We start from the raw sequence: 20,677 nt of genomic DNA, 5'->3' as shown, positions 1-20,677 counted from the left end.
CAAGGACTTTTAGCAATGGAGAGCAGCAATGAGGGAATGGCTTACCGTTCGCGACATCAATCCGGACACCATGAAGGCCATCAGTGACGGCGTCTTACAGCATGGCCGAGCCTTGTCCGAGGCTCGCGGCGGACAAGCTGAGGCCATCGCCTGTTCGCTGATGGAGAACGGGGCACTAATCGGCGGCGCTTCCGGTAGAACCGAATTCAGGCGTCTGTTTGTCAATTACCTGTGGATCAACGCGCAATGGCGTGGAACCAGGCTGGGTACTCAGGTGTTGCACAAGCTTGAGGCATTAGCGGTTGAAAGAGCATGCGTAGATGCGTTGATCGAAACACTGGATGACGACGTCGCCCGTTGGTACACCCGCTGCGGATACCGATTGATCGCGCACGTGCCTGAGTACTGCGGCCCGTGGAGTCGCCATACGCTGTTGAAAGTGCTTGTGACAACAGGTGCTCCCTCAGGGCTTAATTCGGCGTCCCATACGGAAGTTGGTAACTACTGAGGCGGGAGTTTGTCCATTGTGCTGCCGCGCTCATTATCGATGCACGGCTGCCAGTGCACTGATTCGCGACCGGTCTTCAAGACCAATCAATGACTCATTTCTCAAATCAAAACCTCAAACCCTGCACTACCCACCACCTTTCCGTTAATCATCACCTGCACTCCATGCCGGCCGGCAAAATGCTTGCGCGTCGTGAAATCCTTGATGACCTGTCTGCGCTGCACAAGCGCCACCCCAAACCCCGGCAATTCCACCGTCTTCAACTTGAATACCTTCCTCGAAACCCCGCCGTTCGCCTTCACATACTCAATCGCATAGTCGATCACCAGCCGCTGTTCATGCGCCACCGTCGACTTCACCACAAACGACAACGTAATCGCGTCCCCCAACCTCACCACCGCCGGCTCAACCCGCACATCCAACAACTCAACCTCAGCCTTCGCCCCTGCGCCAATCACCGTCAGCGCGCGCACGTTGCCCTGTTTGATCAAGCTGCGCAGCGCATGTTTGGCAATCCAGGCCGTATGCTTGTTGTTCAGCGACCAACCTTCAATCGTGTCCAACGCCCACTCCGGATGCACTTTCGTCACATCATTCAAATGATTCGCCACGGACTTGCGCACGTACAAGCTCTCATCCGCCTTCAACCGATTCAGTATCCCGGCGGCCAGCAGCGGATCCGCTTGTACCGCTTCCAACCGAAAGGACCACGGCAGGCGAGGGCGGCTGCCTTCGCTGGCTAGTCGGCGGACGTGATGGTTTTCTTCGCGGGTCCAGTCATGCATTCGTTCCAGCGAGCGCTCGAGGTCGCTGCGCAGAAAGTAACGGATGGCGAATTCGGAGGAGCCGAAAGTGGTGAAGTATTTCAGGGCATCCATGGAGGTATCGAAGGCGTGCCCGCCATAGCTCGCGACGTAGTGCGGCAGGCACATGCTGACGAAGCCGCTGTTCAGCCGTGGCGCGAGTTCGAACAGCACTTCGAGGGAATCCTCGTAGTCCAGCGGCAACACGGCATACAGGCTTTCGGCGACGCGGGCCATGCGTTGCATCACTGATAATTCAGCGAGTCCGTCCTGGGCGTGTTTGAGAAACGCCTTGGCCTTGAATGCCGGGTACACCGCGCTCATTTCGTCAGCGATGTGCTGCAAGCGCTCGGCGTTGAAGATTTCCTTTAACGCCGGGGCGGCGGTGTCGGTGGTGCTCATGGTCAGGTCATCGGTGTGCTGATGAACGCATCGGTGCCTTCTGCGTAGGCGGTGTATTCGGCGATGCGCGCATAGCGCGCGGAGTCGACCTGATCGGGCACGACGAGGTTGGTGAAGCTCCAGGCAACCGCCAGGCTTATGCCGGTCTGGGCGAGGGAGCCGTCGACCGGCAAGTCACTGTGTTCAAGTTCTTTTTCCAGCGCGGTAAATGCGGCAGCGAGTTGGCCTTCAACGCGTTCAACCCAAGGTTGGTACTGAATGTCGGCCGGGCGCAAGTTGCGTTCGTAATAAAGCTGCACGGCTTTTTCGCAAGCGGCGAGGCTGAGGCCGATCAGACGCAGGGCGTGGGCGCGTTGTGTGAGATCGCTGGGCAGCAGGCTCTTGCCGGAACTGGCTTCGAGGTAGTCGAGGATGAGGGTCGAGTCCATCAGGACCACGCCGTCGTCGAGGATCAGCGTGGGCGCTTTGACCACCGGGTTGATCTGCTGGAATTGCTCGAAGTGGCGGAACACCGAGACCGACTCGTGTTCGAGGTCAATCCCCAGGCATTTGGCGGAGATTGCTACGCGGCGCACGTAGGGGGAGTCGAGCATGCCGATCAGTTTCATGACGCGTTCCTTCAAGTCGAACCGGTGGGAACGCATAACCTAGCCGAGCCTGAGACAATTGTCAGTCGTCGAATCCGGGTTGTTCGTGAATCTCATCGACATTCAGTTCCAGCCGATAGGCCACCGCCACAAACAGCGCCTGGCACAAACACAGTGTCGCGCTTAGCGAACGAAAGGCCAGCGCACTGCCTTCATTGACCAGCAACACGCTATTGGCAAGTTTTGCCAGTGGCGACAGAGGGCTGTCGGTGATGATCAGGGTATTGGCGTCTTGCTGTTGTGCGAATCGCAGGCAGTGCTGGGTTTCCTTGGCGTAGGGCACAAAACTGATGGCGATGACCAGGTCGTTGGCGCGCACGCTACGCATTTGCTCGCGATAGCTGCCGCCGATGCCGGAGACGAGATGAATGCGTTTCTGCGTGTGCTGCAGGTTGTAAACCAGATAATCGGCGACGGCGAACGAACGGCGGACCCCGACCACATAGATGTCGTCGGCATTGACGATGAGATCGACAGCTTTGGCGAACGCAGCCCCATCCAGTTCGCGGCCCAAACGTTCGATGCCCGATAGCGTTGCGTCGATACACTCGCGGACAAGCTCGCCGCTGTTGGCGGTCTGCGATTTGTTGGCGATCAGGCTGCGGATGCGTTTTTGATAGTTCTGCGCCGGCGTGGCCTTGTGCGTCCAGGCCTGGCGGAACAGCGCCTGCATTTCGCTGAAGCCGCTGAACCCGAAGCGCTGCGAAAAACGCACGATGGCGGACGGATGCACCTCGCATTCACGAGCGATGTCGCTGATGCGGTCGACCATGATTCGCTCGCTCTGCTGGCTAATGTAACTGGCGATACGTTTAAGCTGACGCGGAAGGGCGTCATATTCGTCGCTAATCGTTTGCAGCAGACGCTCGGCAGTGATCGGGGGGCTGGCGAGCGAAAGTTCGTCGGCGGCCGGCAGATCGGGGCGGGGCATAGGACATCCTTCGGGCGGGTTGATCACGCGGTAAGCCTGATCATAGAAGGGCTGCGCGGGCTCTGCCGGGCTGAAACGATGCACCTTGCGAGAATAATTTCCGCTGTCGATGGCGGCATGGTTAGCCGTTTGTCTTCTATATACAGCCGCTGGAGTGAATTTCTTGCTATAAACGCACTCCGATGGCCGTGTGAAGCCTGTGTCAGAGCAGTTTCCTGGTCCTGTCGGACAAATTCCCTGTATTTACAGTTGCTGAGGCCTTGATCGGGCCTTAGACTGCCGCCCCTCGTAAATTGAGTGCCGGGTGGCGTTTGCAATAAAACGATGCCTTTTCGACGGCCGACACGGTTCGCCGAAACGCTCCCTTATTCGCCTTAATGCACGTTTTTTTATAGAGATATCAATGACAAAGGACAAGTTGCTGGCTATGCCGGCAGATGACTACATGAATGCAGAGCAACACGCTTTCTTCACTGAGCTGTTGCAGAACATGAAAGTCGAAACCCACGAGCGCATTGAGCAAAACCGTATCGCCATCGAAAGCCTGGACACCCCGGCTGACCCGGCGGACGCGGCTTCGGTTGAAGAAGAGCGCACCTGGCTGGTCAACGCGATCGATCGCGACCAGCGCATGCTGCCGCAGTTGGAACAAGCTCTTGAGCGCATCAAGGACGACAGCTTTGGCTGGTGCGACGACAGCGGCGAGGCCATCGGCCTGAAGCGCCTGCTGATCAGCCCGACCACCAAATACTGCATCGAAGCTCAAGAGCGTCACGAGCAGATCGACAAGCACCAGCGTCAGGCCTGATTCCATGGCGGCCCCTGAATAGGGGGGCGCCTGCAAGAGATCGCAGCCTTCGGCAGCTTCTACATGGAGTTGCGGGAGGCTGCGATCTTTGTTTTTGCTCGTCTGCGCTATTTCCCCCGTCGTTCCATTGACCTGCCACAGACCCCACGACTAACGGACCATGGATAATGGCGTTGTAGTGGCGTTTAATGCAGTCACAACAATGAGAACAAACGTGGGGTGATCAAGATGACGAGAGATGGATCTCTGGTTGCGGCGCTGCCTGCACCAGTGCTTTTGCCGAAAAACCGCTGGATCGCGCCGACCCTGCAAAGCATCGCCCTGATGCTGTTGCTGGCCGGCATGGCTATGGCCGAGTGGTCGCTCTACCTCGGCATGCCGCTGGCGATACTGATTGTCTGGCTGCCGCGCCTGCGTTCGCGCAACGTTCCAGCTGCTGTCCCGGTCGATAGTGCGAGCGCATTGTCCGCACTGACTCGCGATCTCTCCTACACCACCAGTCACAACGCACTGTCAGCCGCCGGCGTGGCGTTCTCGGTCAAGGCGCTGGCGAACAAACTCGAATCGCAACTCGACGCGGCGGCGCAGATCGTCAGCAATGCCGAAGTGATGATCGCCACCGAACAGGCGACTTCACAGCTCAGTCGCGACGCGCTGGACGCCGCCAGCCAAGCGCATCACAGCAGCGCGGCGGGGCGCAGCGAACTGCTCGACTCGATTTCGCGCATGCAGCAACTCAGTCAGCGCGCCAACGCCAGCCGCGAATTGATCGAGGCCCTGAGTGTGCGCAGCGACGACATTCAGCGGGTGACGCTGGTGATCCAGTCGATTGCCAGCCAGACCAACCTGTTGGCGTTGAACGCTGCGATTGAAGCAGCCCGGGCCGGTGAGCATGGTCGCGGTTTCGCTGTGGTCGCCGACGAGGTGCGCGGACTGGCCGCGCGTACGGCGGCGGCCACGGGTGAGGTCGGTGAGATGGTCGCTGACATTCAGCAACGCACCGCACAAGTGGTGGCGCAGATTCGCGAGTTGTCGAGCGATCTGCACACCGGCGTCGAACAGGTCGAGCACACCGGTCAGCATCTGGAAAACATCGCGCGACTTGCCGCCGGAGTGGAAACCCAGGTCAGCGAAATCGCCCGTGGCGCGCAAACCAATCGCGAGCAGCTTGATGCGCTGTTCAGCGCGATTGAGCAAATGCGTAGCGATCTGGCGATCAGCGATCAGCAGACCCGCCGCCTCGCCGAGGCAGCGGTGCAGATGGAAGGGCAGGCGGAAACCATCAGCGAACGCTTGGCCGAAGTCGGTCTGGACGACTATCACCAGCGCATTTATGACCTGGCGCGCGAAGGTGCGAGCCTGATCGCAGCGCGCTTCGAAGAGGATGTCGAGCAGGGGCGGATCAGTCTGGATGACCTGTTCGATCGCAGCTACCAGCTGATTCCGGGCACCGAACCAGCCAAATTTCAAACCAGGTTTGATCAGTACACAGATCAGGTCTTGCCCGCGATTCAAGAGCCTCTGTTAACGCGTCATGAAGGTTTGGTTTTCGCGATCGCCTGCACGCAGCAGGGTTATGTGCCGACGCATAACCAGGCATTCAGCCAGCCGTTGACCGGTGATGTGCAGGTCGACACGGTAAATAACCGCACCAAACGCAAATTCGCTGACCGCACCGGTATCCGTTGCGGCAGCCATCAACAACCAGTTTTGCTGCAGACTTACACGCGCGATACGGGTGAGCTGATGCATGATCTTTCGGTGCCGATCATGATCAAGGGCCGGCATTGGGGCGGATTGCGGCTGGGCTACAAACCGGAGAATCCACGCTGAGATTGTTACCGTTGACGCAATGAATCTGTGCACGGCGGTTGCTGTTTCCTCTCGAAGGAAAGCTTTAACCTGCGACTTAGTTAGGTAGCTAATTATTTCGGAGGGCACATGCAGTGCAGGGTAGACGTGGCAGTGATGATCGGCAGCGGTGTTCCGGCCGGCTTACGCGCGATGGGGCGCAGTGTGTGCTGGGTGGTTTTGCTCAACGGTGAGCGACGCGGCACAGCCTTCGCCAGTCGCGATGAAGCGGAGGAGTGCAAGGCTGCCTGGCTCGAACAATTGAACATCGAGCCCGGCGACAGCCTGCACTGATCGCCCTTATTTGCCGCGATGCAGGCGGACGTTCAGCTCATCGACAATTACCGCTTCCTCACCGTCAGCACGCAGCCACTCTTTGAGTAATTGCGCCTGTTGAGCCGACCAGAAATCGGCCTCGATGAGTTTGGTATCAGAGTCCAGCGGATGGGCTTCGACAAAGTCATTGATCGACGCTTCATCGGAAGGAAGGCCCAGCTGTTCGAAAAGGGTGGTCAGGTTAAGCTCGGTTGGCAGTTCCATCATCTACTCCTGGGTTGGTGCCGGTACGGCTTGTTCGTTCACTCCCTTATCAGAGGCAGGCGCTGGCGCGGAGTTCGATTTTTGATTCAAGCGAGCGGGCAAGGGCGCAGGCTTCGTTGTGATTGCCGCGGAAACCTCTGACACGTCCTGTGGATATCTCCTTGATGTGAAAGAACGCAATACCTGCCGGCACCACTTGAAAGTGCGGGGTTCGATGATTGTTAGAAGATGTCGGAAGGTTGTCGAGTTCGGCAACCTTCATCGTCAGAGATGGGGTGATTCGCGCGTCAGCCGACGTGGCAAAATGAGTCAAAGTGCACATATGAAGTCCTTTTCATCAGTCGGCCGGGATTTAACGGCCGTTGCGGGTAGTCGTAATGAGCATCGCTGCTCTAGAATCGCCAGTACCTATTGACGACCGGGCTTATCTAAAGCAATTTTTCGCCAGCGATATGTCGGAAAAGTGCTTTTTTTCGTGAGAAATTTCCCTGAAGTTCGTAGTCAGAATTGCTCTAGTCGCACTTGAGGCGTTTTCCTTCAAGCTTTGGCGATTTCAGAGCAGGTTTCACTAATGACAATCCAGTAGTCTACGAACCTCGCGATTCAAGAGTGCTTTGCTCGCTTCGGGTGTTTGAATGTTTTTGCAGTTTTCATCGGCCTGGCCGTTTCTTTGCCGTGGGCGTTTTTCGCTGCGCGGTTTTTCAAATGTGGGGATGTTTCTTTGGCAGTCAGTAACCTCGATATGCATGCTTTGTTCGTGCTGGGTGATTTGCGTGCAAAGCTGGTCAAGCAATTCCAATCACGTTTTGTTTACATCACCGAGCAAAACGCCGAAGGCATTTACATCGCCGAAATCGACACCGAAAGTGCATTGGTAGTCGATGACAAACCGGGACTCAAACTCAAGGTTGGCGACCATTTCATCGCGTCAGTTTTGCCCAGCCGTGAAGGCGGCAAGATGGACATTCGTTTTCGCGACATCAAACTGACGGTCTACGGCTTGGGCGATTACGCCTTTGTCAGCACGGCCGACGGGCACGCGATCCTGTTCAAGGAAGGCCATAGCGTCGTCACCGTGTTCGCCGCCAATGAGCAGCTGCAGGAAGGTTTGACCAAAACCCTTAAAGCCGTCACTGCCAAAGCCGCCAAATGGCGCAAGGGCGAGCTGGTGACCTTCAAGGCCAGCGAGTGAAGCGCGCGGATTTCCATGCGCAAAATCTCGACAGCGCACGCGAAGAAGCTCAGCGCTTGTTCGCCCGCAAGGCCGAACTGCAAGGTGCCTGGCTGAGTTGGGTGGCGTCGCAGCTCTACGCATTGCAACCGGCGGCATACGCCAACATGGTCAGACGTGAGCTGCAAAGCCTGCAGGAAAAGTCTGAAACGTAACCTCGCACGCAGCGGACCCCGGAAAAAGCAGGAACCTCGGCTAAAGTCAGTTGACTGAGTCATTCAGAGGCTTGCGTTCTGTCAGGCCAACTGCCATTGCTGTTAACAGCACGAGGTGCGATGCATGAACGGATTTCGACGGTTATTGGCCGCCAGCGTGGCCACCTTTGGTTTGCTGACGTCAGCGCAAACGTTGCAGGCGGCACAGGCGCCGGTGCACTTTGCCGACCTGAACTGGGAAAGCGGCAGCCTGATCACCGAGGTGCTGCGGGTGATCGTCGAGAAAGGCTACGGCTTGCCGACCGATACCTTGCCGGGTACCACTATTACCCTTGAGACCGCACTGGCCAACAATGACATCCAGGTGATTGGCGAGGAGTGGGCCGGGCGCAGTCCGGTCTGGGTCAAGGCCGAAGCCGAGGGCAAAGTGGTCGGCCTGGGCGATACGGTAAAAGGCGCCACTGAAGGCTGGTGGGTGCCGGAGTACGTGATCAAGGGCGATCCGGCCAAAGGCATCAAGCCGCTGGCGCCGGATCTGCGCAGTGTCACTGATCTGAAGAAATACAAGGACGTGTTCAAAGACCCGGAAAGCCCGGGCAAAGGGCGTTTCCTCAACAGCCCGATCGGCTGGACTTCGGAAGTGGTCAACAAGCAGAAGCTCACGGCGTATGGCTTGCAGGACGACTACACCAACTTCCGCAGCGGCTCCGGCGCTGCGCTGGATGCCGAGATCAGCTCTTCGATTCGTCGCGGCAAACCGGTGTTGTTCTATTACTGGTCGCCGACGCCGCTGCTTGGCAAATTCAAACTGGTGCAGCTGGAAGAGCCGCCGTTCGATGCCGAGGCGTGGAAGACGCTGACAGATGCCGATAATCCCAATCCGAAACCAACCCGCTCGCTGGCATCGAAGCTGTCGATTGGCGTGTCTACGCCGTTTCAAAAGCAGAACCCGCAAATTGCCGAGTTCTTCAGCAAGGTCGATTTTCCCATCGAGCCGCTGAACAAGGCACTGGCGGATATGAGTGACAAGCACACCGCACCTCGTGAGGCGGCGGTCGCGTTCATGAAAGCGCATCCGGACGTGTGGCACGCCTGGTTACCCAAGGATGTGGCTGACAAGGTGACGGCTGATCTGAAATAACGCGGTCAACGCAGCGCACCGCCGACCGGTCGTGCACGGCCAAAAAATCCGACTAGGATGGTTTGTTCAAATCCCTTTGAAGGATTTCAACCATGACCTTTGTGTTGGCTCAATGGCTGGTGACTGTCTTCGCGGCAATCGGCCTGATGCACGTGTATTGGGCGTTGGGCGGGCAATGGGCGGCTGCGGTGGTGGTGCCGCAGGTGCCGGTGTCGGGCTTCGTGGCCTCGGTACGCCCGGCCTTCAAGCCCTCAGGCTGGCTGACGCTGACAGTCGCCGCTGCGCTGCTGGTCATTGCGGCGCTGGTTTGTATGCGGGTCGGCTGGGGCATGCCGGCGGTGCAGCACGAGGCACTGCAATGGGTGATCAGCGCGATTGCGTTGTTGATGTTCGCCCGAGCGATCGGTGATTCGAACCTGGTCGGATTTTTCAAGGAAGTGAAAGGTTCGCGATTTGCGCGGCTGGATACCTGGGTGTATTCGCCGTTGTGTGCGCTGCTGGGGGCGGGGTTGTTGGCGGTAGCTTGGGTTTGAGCTGATCCGGAATTGGCGACGACCCGACTGGCCGCTTCGCGAGCAGGCTCGCTCCCACATGGGAGAGCGGATTCCTGGTGTAGCGATGGCGCCATCACAGGCGCCACATGATCATCAGTTACCACTTTCAGTCTGACGACTGCTCACCTCTGCCGGCACATCATCCCCGGCCATCCGCTTGCGGAACAACGCCGCCCGCGCCAGCAGCAGGGTGGTCACTGGCACGGTGATCGCCAACAGAACCGGAATCAGCCAGGCATGCACCACTGGCCCGGACTTCAGCGCTGAAAAGCAAATGATCGACGCCAGTGCCACACACCAGGCACCGATTGTCGAGGCCAGCGCTGGCGGGTGCATACGCTGGAAGTAGTCCTTCATGCGCAGCAATCCGGTTGCGCCCAGCAGGGTAAACACGCCGCTGAGCACCAGCAGGACCGCCACCGGAATCTCGACCCACAAAGACAATTCGGCGTTCATTCGATCACCTCGCCACGCAGCAGGAATTTCGCCAGGGCAAACGAGCCGACGAAGCCGAACAGCGCAATCAGCAGCGCCGCTTCAAAGTAGGTGTCACTGGCGTAGCGAATGCCCAGGGTCAGCATCATCAGCATGGCGACGATATACAGGTAATCCAGCGCCAGTACCCGATCCTGCGCTGACGGGCCTTTGAACAGGCGCACCAGGGTCAGCGTCATCGCCACGCAGTACAGAAACAACGTCAGCAGAATCGCATTCGACAGCAATGGGCTCATTCGAAAATCTCCATCAACGGTCGCTCGTAAGTGCTTTTGAAGTGCTCGATAAACTGCGCCTCGTCGTGCAGGTCCCAGACGTGCAGCAACAGAACGCTGCGGTCCAGCGCCAGTTCCGACCATACGGTGCCGGGCACCACGGTGCAGATCATCGCCAGTGCCGCCAGACCATGAGCATCGCGCAGATCGAGCGGCACCTTGATAAAGCATGAGTTGGGCGGGCGCCGTCCGGCGTTGAGTACGCCCCAGGCGACGATCAGGTTGGACATGATCACGTCACGACCGACCAGGAGAAACAGGCGCAGCACGGCCATCGGATTGCGAATGCGCGCACGTTTCGGCCGCAATTTGCGCATCATCAGCGGCGCGGCGAAACCCAGCGCGGCACCGAGCAGCAGATTGCCCGGGCTGACGGACAGGTTCAGGGTCAGCCACAAGACCCACAGCGCCAGCGATAACCACGGAGCCGGAAACAGTCGATTCATGGCTGCACCTCGAGCATGTCGGCTCTGGCTTGCGGGCTCGGCACCGCACGTGTACCGAGAACTGCGAGCACATATTGCTGCGGATTGTTCAGCGCATCGGCCGTAGCCTGGGTGTAGCGCAACAGCGGTTCAGCCTTGAACGTCAGAACAATGCTCAGCCCGAGCAGCAGAAAAATCGGCGCGCATTCGAGTTTGCGCAGCAGTGGTGACGGGCGCTCCTCCGGCGTCCAGAAGCGCTGGATACCCAGGCGAGAGAAGGCCATGAGGGAGGCCAGACCGGTCAGGATCAACAGGGCCAGCAATCCCCATGCACCGGGAGGCAGCGGCGCCGCAGTGCCAAGTCCCGACGGGTTGAGCAATGCCCCGATCAGGCTGAGCTTGCCGATAAATCCGGAGAGCGGTGGCATGCCGATGATCAACAGCGCGCAGGCGATAAAGCTCAAACCGAGAAAGGCCATGGTCCACGGGATGACCTGACCGACCACGGCTTTCTGTTCGTCGTCGAGGTTGATGCCCTTGGGCGGTTGCAGCGATTCTTGCGGGCGCGGAAGCAGTTCGCTTTCGTCCTCCAGCGGAATTTCGTTGGCCGAGCGCGAGCGCTCGATCAGTTCGGCCAAGAGGAACAGCGCGCTCAGCGCCAGGGTCGAGCTGACCAGATAGAACAGCGCAGCGCCGATCAGGTTCGGCTGGGCGAAGCCGATCGCCGAGAGCAGGATGCCTGCCGACACCAGAATGCTCAGGCTGGCCATACGCTCCAGGCGTTGCGCGGCGATAATCGCCAGCCCTGCGCAAGCCATGGTCGCCATGCCGCCGTAGATGAGCCAGTCGCCGCCGAAGAATGCCGAGGCGCCGGCCTGACCGGAAAACAACAGGGTCCACAAGCGCAGCAGGGTGTAGACGCCGACCTTGGTCATGATCGCGAACATTGCCGCCACCGGCGCGCTGGCGGATGAATAAGCCGGCACCAGCCAGAAATTCAGCGGCCACATCCCGGCCTTGGCCAGAAACGCTACCGCAAGAATCCCCGCGCCAGCATGCAGCAAACCACGATCGGCTTCCGGCACCAGCGGAATCTTCATCGCCAGATCAGCCATGTTCAGCGTGCCGGTCACCCCGTAGATCAATGCAGCGCCGATCAAAAACAGTGACGATGCCAACAGGTTGATCGAAATGTAATGCAACCCCGACGACACCCGCGCCCGGCCCGAGCCGTGGAGCAACAAGCCGTAGGATGCGGCGAGCAACACTTCGAAGAATACGAACAGGTTGAACAGATCCGCCGTCAGGAACGCGCCATACAGGCCCATCAGCTGGATCTGGAACAGAGCGTGAAAGCTTGAGCCGGCGCCGTCCCAGCGGGCCATGGCAAACAGCAACGCACTGACGCCGATAACGCCGGTCAGCACCAGCATCAGTGCCGACAGGCGATCAACCACCAGGACGATGCCGAACGGTGCCTGCCAGTTGCCCGGCAGGTACACACCGATGGAGCCGGGCACCCCGGTGGTCTGCGTCCATTGCAGTAGCATCACTGAAATAAACAGGCCGAGGAGGCTGGAGAACAGGTTGATTTTCGCCTTCAGCGGCCGGTGTTTCTCGCCGAGCATCAGCATGATTGCGGCGGTCAGCAGCGGCAGCAGGATCGGTGCAGCGATCAGGTGAGTCATCGCCATCATTCTTTAGGCTCCCGGCCGTCGACATGGTCGGTGCCGGTCAAGCCGCGCGAGGCGAGCAATACGACGAGGAACAGCGCGGTCATGGCGAAGCTGATGACGATCGCCGTCAGCACCAGCGCCTGGGGCAGCGGGTCGGTGTAATGCAGCAAGTCCTGGGTCACGCCGTCCTTGATCACCGGCTCCTTGCCGATGAACAGGCTGCCCATGCTGAAAATGAACAGGTTGACCGCATACGACAACAGACACAGGCCCATGACCACCTGAAAGGTACGCGGGCGCAGGATCAGCCAGACCCCGGACGCGGCGAGAATGCCGATGGCGATTGCGATGACTTCTTCCATCAGACGGCTCCTTTGCTGGCGACTGACTTGGGCAGCGAGGCCGTCTTGTGGCCGCGCACCGATTGGTGGGCGAGGGCGGTGAGAATCAGCAGCGTCGACCCGACCACCACGGCGTACACGCCAATGTCGAAGAACAGCGCACTGGCGATATGGATGTCGCCCAGCACCGGCACGCTGATGTGCCAGGTGTGAGTGGTGAGCAACGGATAGCCGACCAGCATCGCACCGAGACCGGTGGCAGTGGCGAACAGCAGACCGGTGCCCATCCAGCGCAATGGACGCAGGCTCATTTGCGCCTCGACCCACTGCGTGCCGGCAACCATGTATTGCAGGATAAAAGCCACCGACATCACCAGCCCGGCGACAAAGCCGCCGCCCGGCTGATTGTGTCCACGCATGAACAGATAGAACGACACCACCAGTGCGACAGGCAGCAGCAGGCGCACTAGCACCGCCGGCACCATCATGAAGCCGAGCGCGGTGTCGCTGGCCGAACGCGGGTTGACCAGATCGGTGACCACGTCCGGTGCCAGCAGACGTTGCTGCGCCGGCAATTGCAGGCTTTCCTTCGGCGGGCGGAAGCGGCGCAGCAGGGCGAACACGGTGAGCGCCACGGCGACCAGTACGGTAATTTCGCCGAGAGTGTCGAAACCACGGAAGTCCACCAGCATCACGTTGACCACGTTGCTGCCGCCGCCCTCGGGCAGCGCACGGCTGAGGTAGAAAGAGGAAATATGGTTCGGCGTCTGCCGGGTGAGCATGGCGTAGGACAACAGCGCCATCCCCGCACCGACCGCAATCGACAGCAGCAAGTCGCGCAGACGACGGATACGCGCCTTGCGCAGGCTGCCTGGCAGTGGTGAGACCTCTTCCATGCGTCGTGGCAACCAGCGCAGACCAAGCAGGATCAACACCGTGGTCACCACTTCGACCGCCAGTTGCGTCAGCGCCAGATCCGGCGCGGAGAACCAGACGAAGGTCACGCAGGTCATCAGGCCACAGACGCTGACCATGGTCAGTGCAGCGAGGCGGTGATATTTCGCCTGCCATGCGGCGCCAAGCGCACAGGCGATCGCCAGCAGCCACAGGGTCACGAAGACGATGGAACCAGGTATTTTCGGCCGGTCGCCCCAGGTCAGCGTGCTGTGCAGCATCGGGATCAGACCGGCGAGCACGGCGGCCGAAACCATCAGGAACAGCTGCATCTGCAAGCGCTTGGTGCCCAGGCGCCGCTCGACGCGCCGGGCGATGCGCATCATCACGACCAGACTGCGCTCGAACAAACGCTTGCCGTTGAAGCGGCCGACCAGCGGCGGATACTTGAAATGGCCGAGCTTGAACTGCTTGCGCAGCAGCAGATAGAGGATGATGCCGCCGGACATGGCGATCAGGCTCATGATCATCGGTGCGTTCAAACCGTGCCAAATGGCCAGGCTGTATTCCGGCAACTCACCACCGACCACCGGCAGTGCCGCAGCGGCGAGTAATGGCCCGACGATCTGCGCCGGGAAAATCCCCACCAGCAGACAGGTGAAGACCAGCAACTCGACCGGGGCGCGCATCCAGCGTGGCGGCTCGTGCGGCGTATGCGGCAGGTCAGTGGCGGTGGGGCCGAAGAACACGTCGACGGTGAAACGCAGGGAATAGGCAACGCTGAACATGCCGGCGATGGTCGCGACGATTGGCAGACTGGTCTCGACCCACGCGGTGGCGTTGATGAACACGGTTTCGGCGAAGAACATTTCTTTCGACAGGAAACCGTTGAGCAGCGGCACGCCGGCCATTGAGGCACTGGCGACCATGGCCAGCGTCGCCGTATAGGGAATCAGTTTGATCAGACCGCTGAGCTTGCGGATGTCACGGGTGCCGCTTTCGTGGTCGATGATGCCGGCGGCCATGAACAGCGAGGCTTTGAACGTCGCGTGGTTGAGAATGTGAAAAACTGCTGCCACTGCGGCCAGTGAACTATTGAGGCCCAGGAGCAAAGTGATCAGACCGAGATGGCTGATGGTCGAATAGGCCAGCAAACCTTTGAGATCGTTCTGGAACATCGCGCAGTACGCGCCAAGCAACAGTGTACAGGCGCCCGCTCCGCTGACGATGTAGAACCATTCCTCACTGCCGGACAGCGACGGCCACAGACGTGCCAAAAGGAAAACCCCGGCCTTGACCATGGTCGCCGAGTGCAGATAGGCCGAGACGGGTGTCGGCGCCGCCATCGCGTGGGGCAGCCAGAAGTGAAACGGGAATTGCGCGCTTTTGCTCAGCGCGCCGATCAGGATGAGTGGCAATAGAACAGGGTAGAGGGCATGTGCGCGAATCAGATCGCCGGCGGCCAGGACCTTGTCCAGGTCATAGCTGCCGACGACATGGCCGAGAATCATGACCCCCGCCAGCAGACATAACCCGCCGGCACCGGTGACCATCAGCGCCATATAAGCACCGCGCCGTGCATCGGCGCGGTGGTGCCAGTAGCCGATCAGCAGGAACGAGAAGAGGCTGGTCAATTCCCAGAAGAACACGATCTGAATCAGGTTGCCGGAGATCACCAGGCCAAGCATGGCGCCCATGAACGCGAGAAAAAACGCGAAAAAACGCGGCACCGGATCGTCCGGCGACATGTAATAACGGGCATATAAAGAAACAAGCGTGCCGATGCCCAGCACCAGCATCGAGAACAGCCAGGCGAAGCCGTCCATGCGCAAAATGAAGTTCAGCCCCAGACTGGGCAGCCACATGAATTCTTCGCGGATCACGCCGCCGTGGGCGATTTGCGGGTACAGCATCGCGACCTGAACGGTGCCGATCAAAGCGACCAGACCCGCCAGCAGCGATTCGGCATTGCGCGCATTGTGCGGCAGCACCGCTGCCAGACAGCTGCCGATGAACGGCAGAAGCAGTAGAACTATCAGGGACATAGGCTTCTAATCTGCGGAAGTTTGTGAAGCATCATACGTGCCAGCTCCCTGATCACCAAACGCGAGGATGTCTCAGAATCCTACAAAGTAGTCTGGAATTTTGTGTTTGGCGTTGTTTCAGGGGCAACAATGGTGCGGCGCTTTCGCGAGCAGCCAGAAAAGATTGCGGGTCACGCCTGCGTTTCCCGCTCCAGCTCAGCTTCTGCCTCGGTGGTCCTTCCCTTGGTCTTCAACTCACTGACAATCACCGCCGCCACAATCAGCCCGGCGCCCACCAGTGCAATCGCCGGCAAGCGCTCTCCGGCAATCCGTCCGACAATCCCGGCCCACACCGGTTCACCGGCATAGATCAACGTCGCCCTAGTCGGCGAAACACTCTTCTGCGCCCAGTTCATCGCCACCTGAATCGCCGCACTTGCTGCGCCCAGACCCAAAGCGGTCACCAGCAACAACCAGGAAAATTCCGGAATCACTTCACCGGTCGGGACCACCAGCAAGAACGACAACACCGCCGTCACCGCCAGTTGCACCACCGTCACCCGCCGCACATCAACCTGCCCGGCGAAAGTGCTGATCAAAATGATTTCAGCAGCAATCGCAACGGCGCTGATCAAGGTCGCGATTTCTCCCGGACTGAAATTCAACGCCGCCCCCGAGGGGCCGGACAACAACATCAGTCCGGCAAACGCCATCATGATCCCGATACTTGGCATCAACCCCGGACGCCGTCCCAGAACCAGCCATTGCAGCAGCGGCACAAACGGCACATACAGCGCGGTAATGAACGCCGACTGGCTGCTCGGAATACTTTGCAGCCCGACCGTCTGAAGGCCGTAACCGAGCATGATCGCCACGCCGATGAACGACCCGGCCTTCACTTCGAACAAGGTCAGTTCGCGCAGATGACGCCAGGAGAACATCGCCACGATCGCCGCCGCGGCCGCAAAGCGCAGGCCGACAAAAAACATCGGGCCGCTGACCGTCATGGCATGTTGCACAATCAGAAACGTGCCGCCCCAGATCATGGTGATCAGCACCAGCACGCACTCGGCTTTGCTGAAGCGGGAAAAGCGGATTCGGGACGCAGAATTGTTTGGCGACATCATGACCTTGCGCACATTAAAAGGGAGGCCGCACAATGCCGCCAACGTTGCGCAGTATACTGCCCAACTCCACCGAGTGAGCAATATAGTGCACAAAGATTCGACTCAGCGAGCCTCCGTCCTGCAACACGTCAGCCAGAACGTTCGACGCCTGCGCCATGCGGCGGATATGAGCCAGACCGCGTTGGCGGAAAAGTCCGGGGTCAGCCGACGGATGCTGGTGGCGATCGAGGCAGGCGAAAAGAATGTCAGCCTGACCACGCTTGATCGCGTCGCCGAAGCGCTCGACGTTGCGTTCAGTGATCTGATCCAAGCGCACGATGCGCGCGACCCGAGCCGGATCAATGAGGTTGCCTGGGCGGGCACGATTCCCGGCAGCAGAGCCGTGCTACTGTCCAAAGCCACCGCGAGCCGCGAAGTCGAGCAATGGGAGTGGTGCCTGCAACCGGGCGAAGTTTATCCGTCACAACCGGACGCCGATGGCTGGAGCGAGCAGATCTACGTATTTGAGGGTTGCCTGACGCTGATGCTCGGCGATCAGCCGCAGTACATCAACAAAGGAGAGTTTTTCATGTTCGCCAGCAATCAACCGCATGCCTACCGCAACGATGGCGATGTGGCTGCGCGGTTCGTGCGTAATGTGGTGATCTGAATGGAGCAGCCTGCGGACATTCTGATCATCGGCGGCGGCCTTAGCGGCACGATGCTGGCAGTGCAATTGCTCCGGTTGCCGGGGCAACGAAAGATTCTCATCATCGAGCCTCGCGCTGAACTGGGACGTGGTGAGGCTTACAGCGCAGTCGAGTTGGGACATACGCTGAACGGCAACGCGGCGCGGATGAGCGTCGATCCGGATAATCCTGATGATCTGACGCAGTGGCTGACCGCGCATATTGCCGGCGGCGGCTGGCCGGAATCTGCCGAGCAGGATGTGCCGGTCAGTGAGCTGTTTCCGCCGCGCGGCCTGTTCGGGGTCTATGTGCAACAGCGTCTGGCTGAGGCCCGGGCGGTGGGCGCGCTGCAAGGTTCGACCGTTGAACATATTTGTGCTGAAGCCGTCGACCTGCAAAGCGATTCCGGCTCAACGCAGCTCACCTTGAGTGATGGCCGGATTTTGCGTGGGTCGCAGGCGGTGCTGGCCACCGGCATGTTTCCCGCCGCCCGCACGCCGCAGACGCAGTCCAGTGGCCTTAATGCCGCCGCGCTTGATCCCCGGGATGTGGCGGCCATGCGCGAACTCGACCCGCAGTCCACCGTGGTGATCATCGGCTCCGGTCTGACCATGGTCGATGCCGTGGTGTCGCTGGAGCAGGCCGGGCATCGCGGGCCGATCGAGGTGTTCTCCCGGCATGGCCTGCTGCCGCACGTGCGCCGTCAACCGCCGGCCTGGGTGGATTTTCTGGCAGCAGATCACAGCATCCGCACGCCACGCCAGTTGGTGCGCGAATTGCGCCGACATTGTCGCGACGCAATCGCCCAAGGCATCGACTGGCAGGCGCCGCTGGATACGGTTCGCGCGCATATCGCGCGGTTGTGGAGTCAGGCGACTGACGTGCAGCGTCGACAATTCGTACGGCATGTACGGCCATGGTGGGAGAGTCACCACCATCGTTCGCCGCCACTGAGTGCCGAGTTGATCGAACGGCTGCACAAGGAAGGACGCTTGCGCATTCACGCCGCGTCATTCAAGGGCATTGAGCCCGGCGCTGGCGATGCCGTGACCATTCGCATCCGTGCTCGGGGTGAGACTGAAACAGGCGTGGTCAGCGGTGCAGCGCTGATCAACTCCAGCGGTATTGAATACGACTGGCGGCGAGTCGCACGACCGTTGCCGCAGCAGTTGCTGGCGCGGGGGCTGGTGCGGCCGGGGCCGTTGGCGCTGGGGATCTCGGCAAAGGATGGCGCAGTGGTGGATGCCGAAGGGCGCGTGAGTAGTCAGCTGTTTGCCATGGGCCCGCCGTTGCGCGGGATGTGGTGGGAGAGTACGGCGGTGACGGACGTCGCTGCGCAGGCCAAAGCGTTGGCTGGGCGGTTGGTGGATAGCCCGAAAAATTAATGTGTTCTTTCGGGCTTCTTCGCGAGCAGGCTCGCTCCCACAGAGTATTGAGGTTGTGAACACAACTTGCGCCACACCATGAATCCTGTGGGAGCGAGCTTGCTCGCGAAAGCGTCATCTGATTCAACGTCTCTGTTGAATGAAAGACCGCTATCGCTGGCAAGCCAGCTCCCACATTGGGCTTTTGTGACGGCTTGAGATTATGCGACGACCCGGTAGCAAGGCACATACGCCGCGCCACCCGGAAGTTTCATCCGGTGCTGGGCGACGAAGGCTTTGAGCAGTGCATCAAGCGGCTGCATGATCGCCGCATCGCCACGGATCTGATACGGCCCGTGCTCTTCGATCAGACGAATGCCCTTGTCCTTGACGTTACCGGCGACGATCCCGGAAAACGCCCGACGCAGATTGGCCGCCAGTTCATGCGGTGGCTGGTCGCGGTGCAGTTTCAGGTTGGCCATGTTTTCGTGGGTCGGATCGAACGGACGCTGGAAGCCCTCATCGATCTTCAACAGCCAGTTGAAATGAAACGCATCGTTACGCTCGCGGCGGAACTGCTTCACCGCTTTCAAGCCTTGAGTCATCTGCCGCGCTACTTCGGCCGGATCATCGATGATGATCTCGTAATGCTGTTTGGCTTCTTCGCCGAGGGTCGCGATGACAAACGCATCCAGCTGTTCCAGATACGGCGCGGCATGCTTCGGCCCGGTGAGGATCACCGGGAACGGCAGACCTTCATTGTCCGGGTGCATCAGGATGCCGAGCAGGTACAGGAACTCTTCGGCCGTACCGGCGCCGCCCGGGAAAATGATGATGCCGTGGCCAACACGGACGAAGGCTTCCAGACGTTTTTCGATGTCCGGCAGGATCACCAGCTCATTGACGATCGGGTTCGGCGCTTCGGCGGCGATGATGCCTGGCTCGGTCAGGCCGAGGTAGCGACCGCCGTGAATGCGTTGTTTGGCATGGGCAATGGTCGCGCCCTTCATCGGACCTTTCATCACGCCAGGGCCGCAACCAGTGCAGATGTCGAGGCTGCGCAGGCCCAGTTCGTGGCCGACTTTCTTGGTGTATTTGTATTCTTCGGTATTGATCGAGTGGCCGCCCCAGCACACCACGATCTTCGGCTCGACGCCCGGGCGCAGGGTGCGCGCGTTGCGCAGCAGGTGGAACACGTAGTCGCTGATGCCTTGGGAATTGCTCAGGTCGATGCGCTGGCTGTCGAGTTCGTTCTCGGTGTAGACGATGTCGCGCAGGGCGCTGAAGAGCATTTCGCGGGTGCTGGCGATCATCTCGCCGTCGACGAACGCGTCGGCCGGAGCGTTCAGCAGCTCCAGGCGTACGCCGCGATCCTGTTGGTGAATACGGATTTCGAAGTCCTTGTAGGCTTCGAGGATGGTCTTGGCATTGTCGACATGCGCGCCGGTGTTGAGGATGGCCAGGGCGCACTGGCGGAAGAGGGTATAGGTACTGCCGGATCCGGCTTCGCTCAGTTGCTGGACTTCACGTTGAGAAAGGGTTTCCAGACTGCCTTTCGGGCTGACCGAGGCATTGATTACGTGTCTTTGGGTCATGCAGTGATCCTTAAAACGATGTCATCCACAACGCAGCGGATGGCATCCGAATAGTGTGTATCCATGAATGAAGATGGCACGATCTGCGCTATACCGCCATGTCCCGTTGGACTTTGAAAAGATGAAAAGGAGCCCCAGCATAGCTAAAACCCGGTGCGATGCGATAATGCGCCGGCGAGTTTTTTCCGTTGCGCGTTTTGTCACTCAAGGAAGTCATTTTCG

23 protein-coding genes are annotated in these 20,677 nt (G+C 59.6%); 10 read left to right on the top strand and 13 right to left on the bottom strand.

Annotated elements, in window-relative coordinates; genetic code table 11:
* Window positions 1–28 precede the first annotated feature (28 nt).
* A complete protein-coding gene (locus tag AB4N73_RS10565) occupies window positions 29–508 on the top strand; it encodes a GNAT family N-acetyltransferase (RefSeq protein WP_056789243.1) in 480 nt (159 codons plus the stop codon).
* Window positions 509–609: 101 nt separating this feature from the next.
* Here the strand turns inward: AB4N73_RS10565 and AB4N73_RS10560 are convergent, their stop codons facing one another.
* The 3 genes from AB4N73_RS10560 to AB4N73_RS10550 all read right to left on the bottom strand — a co-directional run bounded on the left by AB4N73_RS10560 (window position 610) and on the right by AB4N73_RS10550 (window position 3,291).
* A complete protein-coding gene (locus AB4N73_RS10560; RefSeq protein ID WP_460143400.1) occupies window positions 610–1,713 on the bottom strand; it encodes a DNA alkylation repair protein in 1,104 nt (367 codons plus the stop codon).
* 2 nt (window positions 1,714–1,715) lie between these two features.
* Entirely contained in the window at window positions 1,716–2,321 is a 606-nt protein-coding gene (locus AB4N73_RS10555) for a glutathione S-transferase (protein WP_150635039.1), read from the bottom strand.
* 61 nt (window positions 2,322–2,382) lie between these two features.
* Entirely contained in the window at window positions 2,383–3,291 is a 909-nt protein-coding gene (locus AB4N73_RS10550) for a MurR/RpiR family transcriptional regulator (protein WP_460143399.1), read from the bottom strand.
* A 403-nt stretch (window positions 3,292–3,694) separates the two neighbouring features.
* On the opposite strand from AB4N73_RS10550, the gene AB4N73_RS10545 reads away from it, so the two are divergent.
* The 3 genes from AB4N73_RS10545 (at window position 3,695) to AB4N73_RS10535 (ending at window position 6,244) form a co-directional block, all read left to right on the top strand.
* Window positions 3,695–4,099, top strand: a complete 405-nt coding sequence (locus AB4N73_RS10545; RefSeq protein WP_016775095.1) for a TraR/DksA family transcriptional regulator — start codon at window positions 3,695–3,697, stop codon at window positions 4,097–4,099.
* Window positions 4,100–4,327: 228 nt separating this feature from the next.
* On the top strand, window positions 4,328–5,932 hold the full coding sequence (locus tag AB4N73_RS10540) for a methyl-accepting chemotaxis protein (protein WP_460143398.1): 1,605 nt from the start codon (window positions 4,328–4,330) through the stop codon (window positions 5,930–5,932).
* Between the two features lie 108 nt (window positions 5,933–6,040).
* Window positions 6,041–6,244 (top strand): hypothetical protein, encoded by a 204-nt coding sequence (locus AB4N73_RS10535; protein WP_016775093.1) that lies wholly within the window; start codon window positions 6,041–6,043, stop codon window positions 6,242–6,244.
* Between the two features lie 6 nt (window positions 6,245–6,250).
* Here the strand turns inward: AB4N73_RS10535 and AB4N73_RS10530 are convergent, their stop codons facing one another.
* Both AB4N73_RS10530 and AB4N73_RS10525 read right to left on the bottom strand, forming a co-directional pair.
* The gene (locus AB4N73_RS10530; protein ID WP_041480818.1) at window positions 6,251–6,490 is read right to left on the bottom strand and encodes a DUF2789 family protein; all 240 of its coding nucleotides are present in this window, start codon (window positions 6,488–6,490) and stop codon (window positions 6,251–6,253) included.
* Between the two features lie 49 nt (window positions 6,491–6,539).
* Complete coding sequence (locus AB4N73_RS10525; RefSeq protein WP_224787248.1) at window positions 6,540–6,752, bottom strand: hypothetical protein; 213 nt, start codon at window positions 6,750–6,752, stop codon at window positions 6,540–6,542.
* Window positions 6,753–7,211: 459 nt separating this feature from the next.
* Here AB4N73_RS10525 and AB4N73_RS10520 point away from each other — a divergent pair, with 459 nt between their 5' ends.
* The 4 genes from AB4N73_RS10520 to AB4N73_RS10505 all read left to right on the top strand — a co-directional run bounded on the left by AB4N73_RS10520 (window position 7,212) and on the right by AB4N73_RS10505 (window position 9,550).
* Window positions 7,212–7,682, top strand: a complete 471-nt coding sequence (locus tag AB4N73_RS10520) for a hypothetical protein (RefSeq protein WP_039763128.1) — start codon at window positions 7,212–7,214, stop codon at window positions 7,680–7,682.
* On the top strand, window positions 7,679–7,876 hold the full coding sequence (locus tag AB4N73_RS10515; RefSeq protein ID WP_150635044.1) for a hypothetical protein: 198 nt from the start codon (window positions 7,679–7,681) through the stop codon (window positions 7,874–7,876). Before AB4N73_RS10520 ends, AB4N73_RS10515 begins: the two co-directional genes overlap by 4 nt.
* 124 nt (window positions 7,877–8,000) lie before the next feature.
* A complete protein-coding gene (locus tag AB4N73_RS10510; protein ID WP_150635045.1) occupies window positions 8,001–9,017 on the top strand; it encodes an ABC transporter substrate-binding protein in 1,017 nt (338 codons plus the stop codon).
* A 92-nt stretch (window positions 9,018–9,109) separates the two neighbouring features.
* On the top strand, window positions 9,110–9,550 hold the full coding sequence (locus AB4N73_RS10505) for a DUF3995 domain-containing protein (RefSeq protein WP_460143395.1): 441 nt from the start codon (window positions 9,110–9,112) through the stop codon (window positions 9,548–9,550).
* A gap of 114 nt (window positions 9,551–9,664) precedes the next feature.
* Here AB4N73_RS10505 and AB4N73_RS10500 read toward each other — a convergent pair whose 3' ends face one another.
* The 7 genes from AB4N73_RS10500 to AB4N73_RS10470 form a co-directional block, all read right to left on the bottom strand.
* Window positions 9,665–10,027: a Na+/H+ antiporter subunit G gene (locus tag AB4N73_RS10500; protein ID WP_041480808.1), complete on the bottom strand. Its 363-nt coding sequence runs from the start codon at window positions 10,025–10,027 to the stop codon at window positions 9,665–9,667.
* Window positions 10,024–10,302: a K+/H+ antiporter subunit F gene (locus AB4N73_RS10495; RefSeq protein ID WP_041480807.1), complete on the bottom strand. Its 279-nt coding sequence runs from the start codon at window positions 10,300–10,302 to the stop codon at window positions 10,024–10,026. Before AB4N73_RS10495 ends, AB4N73_RS10500 begins: the two co-directional genes overlap by 4 nt.
* The gene (locus AB4N73_RS10490) at window positions 10,299–10,787 is read right to left on the bottom strand and encodes a Na+/H+ antiporter subunit E (RefSeq protein ID WP_041480806.1); all 489 of its coding nucleotides are present in this window, start codon (window positions 10,785–10,787) and stop codon (window positions 10,299–10,301) included. Before AB4N73_RS10490 ends, AB4N73_RS10495 begins: the two co-directional genes overlap by 4 nt.
* Window positions 10,784–12,463 (bottom strand): monovalent cation/H+ antiporter subunit D, encoded by a 1,680-nt coding sequence (locus AB4N73_RS10485; RefSeq protein WP_095180236.1) that lies wholly within the window; start codon window positions 12,461–12,463, stop codon window positions 10,784–10,786. The genes AB4N73_RS10490 and AB4N73_RS10485 overlap by 4 nt, the downstream gene beginning before the upstream one ends.
* A complete protein-coding gene (locus tag AB4N73_RS10480) occupies window positions 12,460–12,804 on the bottom strand; it encodes a Na+/H+ antiporter subunit C (RefSeq protein WP_016775082.1) in 345 nt (114 codons plus the stop codon). The genes AB4N73_RS10485 and AB4N73_RS10480 overlap by 4 nt, the downstream gene beginning before the upstream one ends.
* Window positions 12,804–15,722 carry a monovalent cation/H+ antiporter subunit A gene (locus tag AB4N73_RS10475; RefSeq protein WP_460143393.1) on the bottom strand — a complete coding sequence of 973 codons (2,919 nt, stop codon included), beginning with the start codon at window positions 15,720–15,722 and terminating at the stop codon, window positions 12,804–12,806. The genes AB4N73_RS10480 and AB4N73_RS10475 overlap by 1 nt, the downstream gene beginning before the upstream one ends.
* A 170-nt stretch (window positions 15,723–15,892) precedes the next feature.
* The gene (locus AB4N73_RS10470) at window positions 15,893–16,828 is read right to left on the bottom strand and encodes a DMT family transporter (protein WP_150635049.1); all 936 of its coding nucleotides are present in this window, start codon (window positions 16,826–16,828) and stop codon (window positions 15,893–15,895) included.
* Between the two features lie 85 nt (window positions 16,829–16,913).
* Here AB4N73_RS10470 and AB4N73_RS10465 point away from each other — a divergent pair, with 85 nt between their 5' ends.
* Window positions 16,914–17,477: a helix-turn-helix domain-containing protein gene (locus AB4N73_RS10465; RefSeq protein ID WP_056789270.1), complete on the top strand. Its 564-nt coding sequence runs from the start codon at window positions 16,914–16,916 to the stop codon at window positions 17,475–17,477.
* Window positions 17,478–18,881: an FAD/NAD(P)-binding protein gene (locus tag AB4N73_RS10460; protein WP_460143391.1), complete on the top strand. Its 1,404-nt coding sequence runs from the start codon at window positions 17,478–17,480 to the stop codon at window positions 18,879–18,881.
* Between the two features lie 200 nt (window positions 18,882–19,081).
* Here AB4N73_RS10460 and ppnN read toward each other — a convergent pair whose 3' ends face one another.
* Entirely contained in the window at window positions 19,082–20,455 is a 1,374-nt protein-coding gene (gene ppnN, locus AB4N73_RS10455) for a nucleotide 5'-monophosphate nucleosidase PpnN (protein WP_056789275.1), read from the bottom strand.
* Between the last annotated feature and the right edge of the window lie 222 nt (window positions 20,456–20,677).

This window comes from Pseudomonas sp. S3_B08 (assembly GCF_054667725.1).
This window is presented reverse-complemented; position numbering and strand designations above follow the sequence as displayed.

Excerpts from the sequence above, each read along its gene's own strand:
- AB4N73_RS10565 (WP_056789243.1), top strand. The coding sequence starts at position 29 with ATGAGGGAATGGCTTACCGTTCGCGACATCAATCCGGACACCATGAAG.
- AB4N73_RS10560 (WP_460143400.1), bottom strand. The coding sequence starts at position 1,713 with ATGAGCACCACCGACACCGCCGCCCCGGCGTTAAAGGAAATCTTCAAC.
- AB4N73_RS10555 (WP_150635039.1), bottom strand. The coding sequence starts at position 2,321 with ATGAAACTGATCGGCATGCTCGACTCCCCCTACGTGCGCCGCGTAGCA.
- AB4N73_RS10550 (WP_460143399.1), bottom strand. The coding sequence starts at position 3,291 with ATGCCCCGCCCCGATCTGCCGGCCGCCGACGAACTTTCGCTCGCCAGC.
- AB4N73_RS10545 (WP_016775095.1), top strand. The coding sequence starts at position 3,695 with ATGACAAAGGACAAGTTGCTGGCTATGCCGGCAGATGACTACATGAAT.
- AB4N73_RS10540 (WP_460143398.1), top strand. The coding sequence starts at position 4,328 with ATGACGAGAGATGGATCTCTGGTTGCGGCGCTGCCTGCACCAGTGCTT.
- AB4N73_RS10535 (WP_016775093.1), top strand. The coding sequence starts at position 6,041 with ATGCAGTGCAGGGTAGACGTGGCAGTGATGATCGGCAGCGGTGTTCCG.
- AB4N73_RS10530 (WP_041480818.1), bottom strand. The coding sequence starts at position 6,490 with ATGGAACTGCCAACCGAGCTTAACCTGACCACCCTTTTCGAACAGCTG.
- AB4N73_RS10525 (WP_224787248.1), bottom strand. The coding sequence starts at position 6,752 with ATGAAGGTTGCCGAACTCGACAACCTTCCGACATCTTCTAACAATCAT.
- AB4N73_RS10510 (WP_150635045.1), top strand. The coding sequence starts at position 8,001 with ATGAACGGATTTCGACGGTTATTGGCCGCCAGCGTGGCCACCTTTGGT.
- AB4N73_RS10505 (WP_460143395.1), top strand. The coding sequence starts at position 9,110 with ATGACCTTTGTGTTGGCTCAATGGCTGGTGACTGTCTTCGCGGCAATC.
- AB4N73_RS10500 (WP_041480808.1), bottom strand. The coding sequence starts at position 10,027 with ATGAACGCCGAATTGTCTTTGTGGGTCGAGATTCCGGTGGCGGTCCTG.
- AB4N73_RS10495 (WP_041480807.1), bottom strand. The coding sequence starts at position 10,302 with ATGAGCCCATTGCTGTCGAATGCGATTCTGCTGACGTTGTTTCTGTAC.
- AB4N73_RS10490 (WP_041480806.1), bottom strand. The coding sequence starts at position 10,787 with ATGAATCGACTGTTTCCGGCTCCGTGGTTATCGCTGGCGCTGTGGGTC.
- AB4N73_RS10485 (WP_095180236.1), bottom strand. The coding sequence starts at position 12,463 with ATGATGGCGATGACTCACCTGATCGCTGCACCGATCCTGCTGCCGCTG.
- AB4N73_RS10480 (WP_016775082.1), bottom strand. The coding sequence starts at position 12,804 with ATGGAAGAAGTCATCGCAATCGCCATCGGCATTCTCGCCGCGTCCGGG.
- AB4N73_RS10475 (WP_460143393.1), bottom strand. The coding sequence starts at position 15,722 with ATGTCCCTGATAGTTCTACTGCTTCTGCCGTTCATCGGCAGCTGTCTG.
- AB4N73_RS10470 (WP_150635049.1), bottom strand. The coding sequence starts at position 16,828 with ATGATGTCGCCAAACAATTCTGCGTCCCGAATCCGCTTTTCCCGCTTC.
- AB4N73_RS10460 (WP_460143391.1), top strand. The coding sequence starts at position 17,478 with ATGGAGCAGCCTGCGGACATTCTGATCATCGGCGGCGGCCTTAGCGGC.
- ppnN (WP_056789275.1), bottom strand. The coding sequence starts at position 20,455 with ATGACCCAAAGACACGTAATCAATGCCTCGGTCAGCCCGAAAGGCAGT.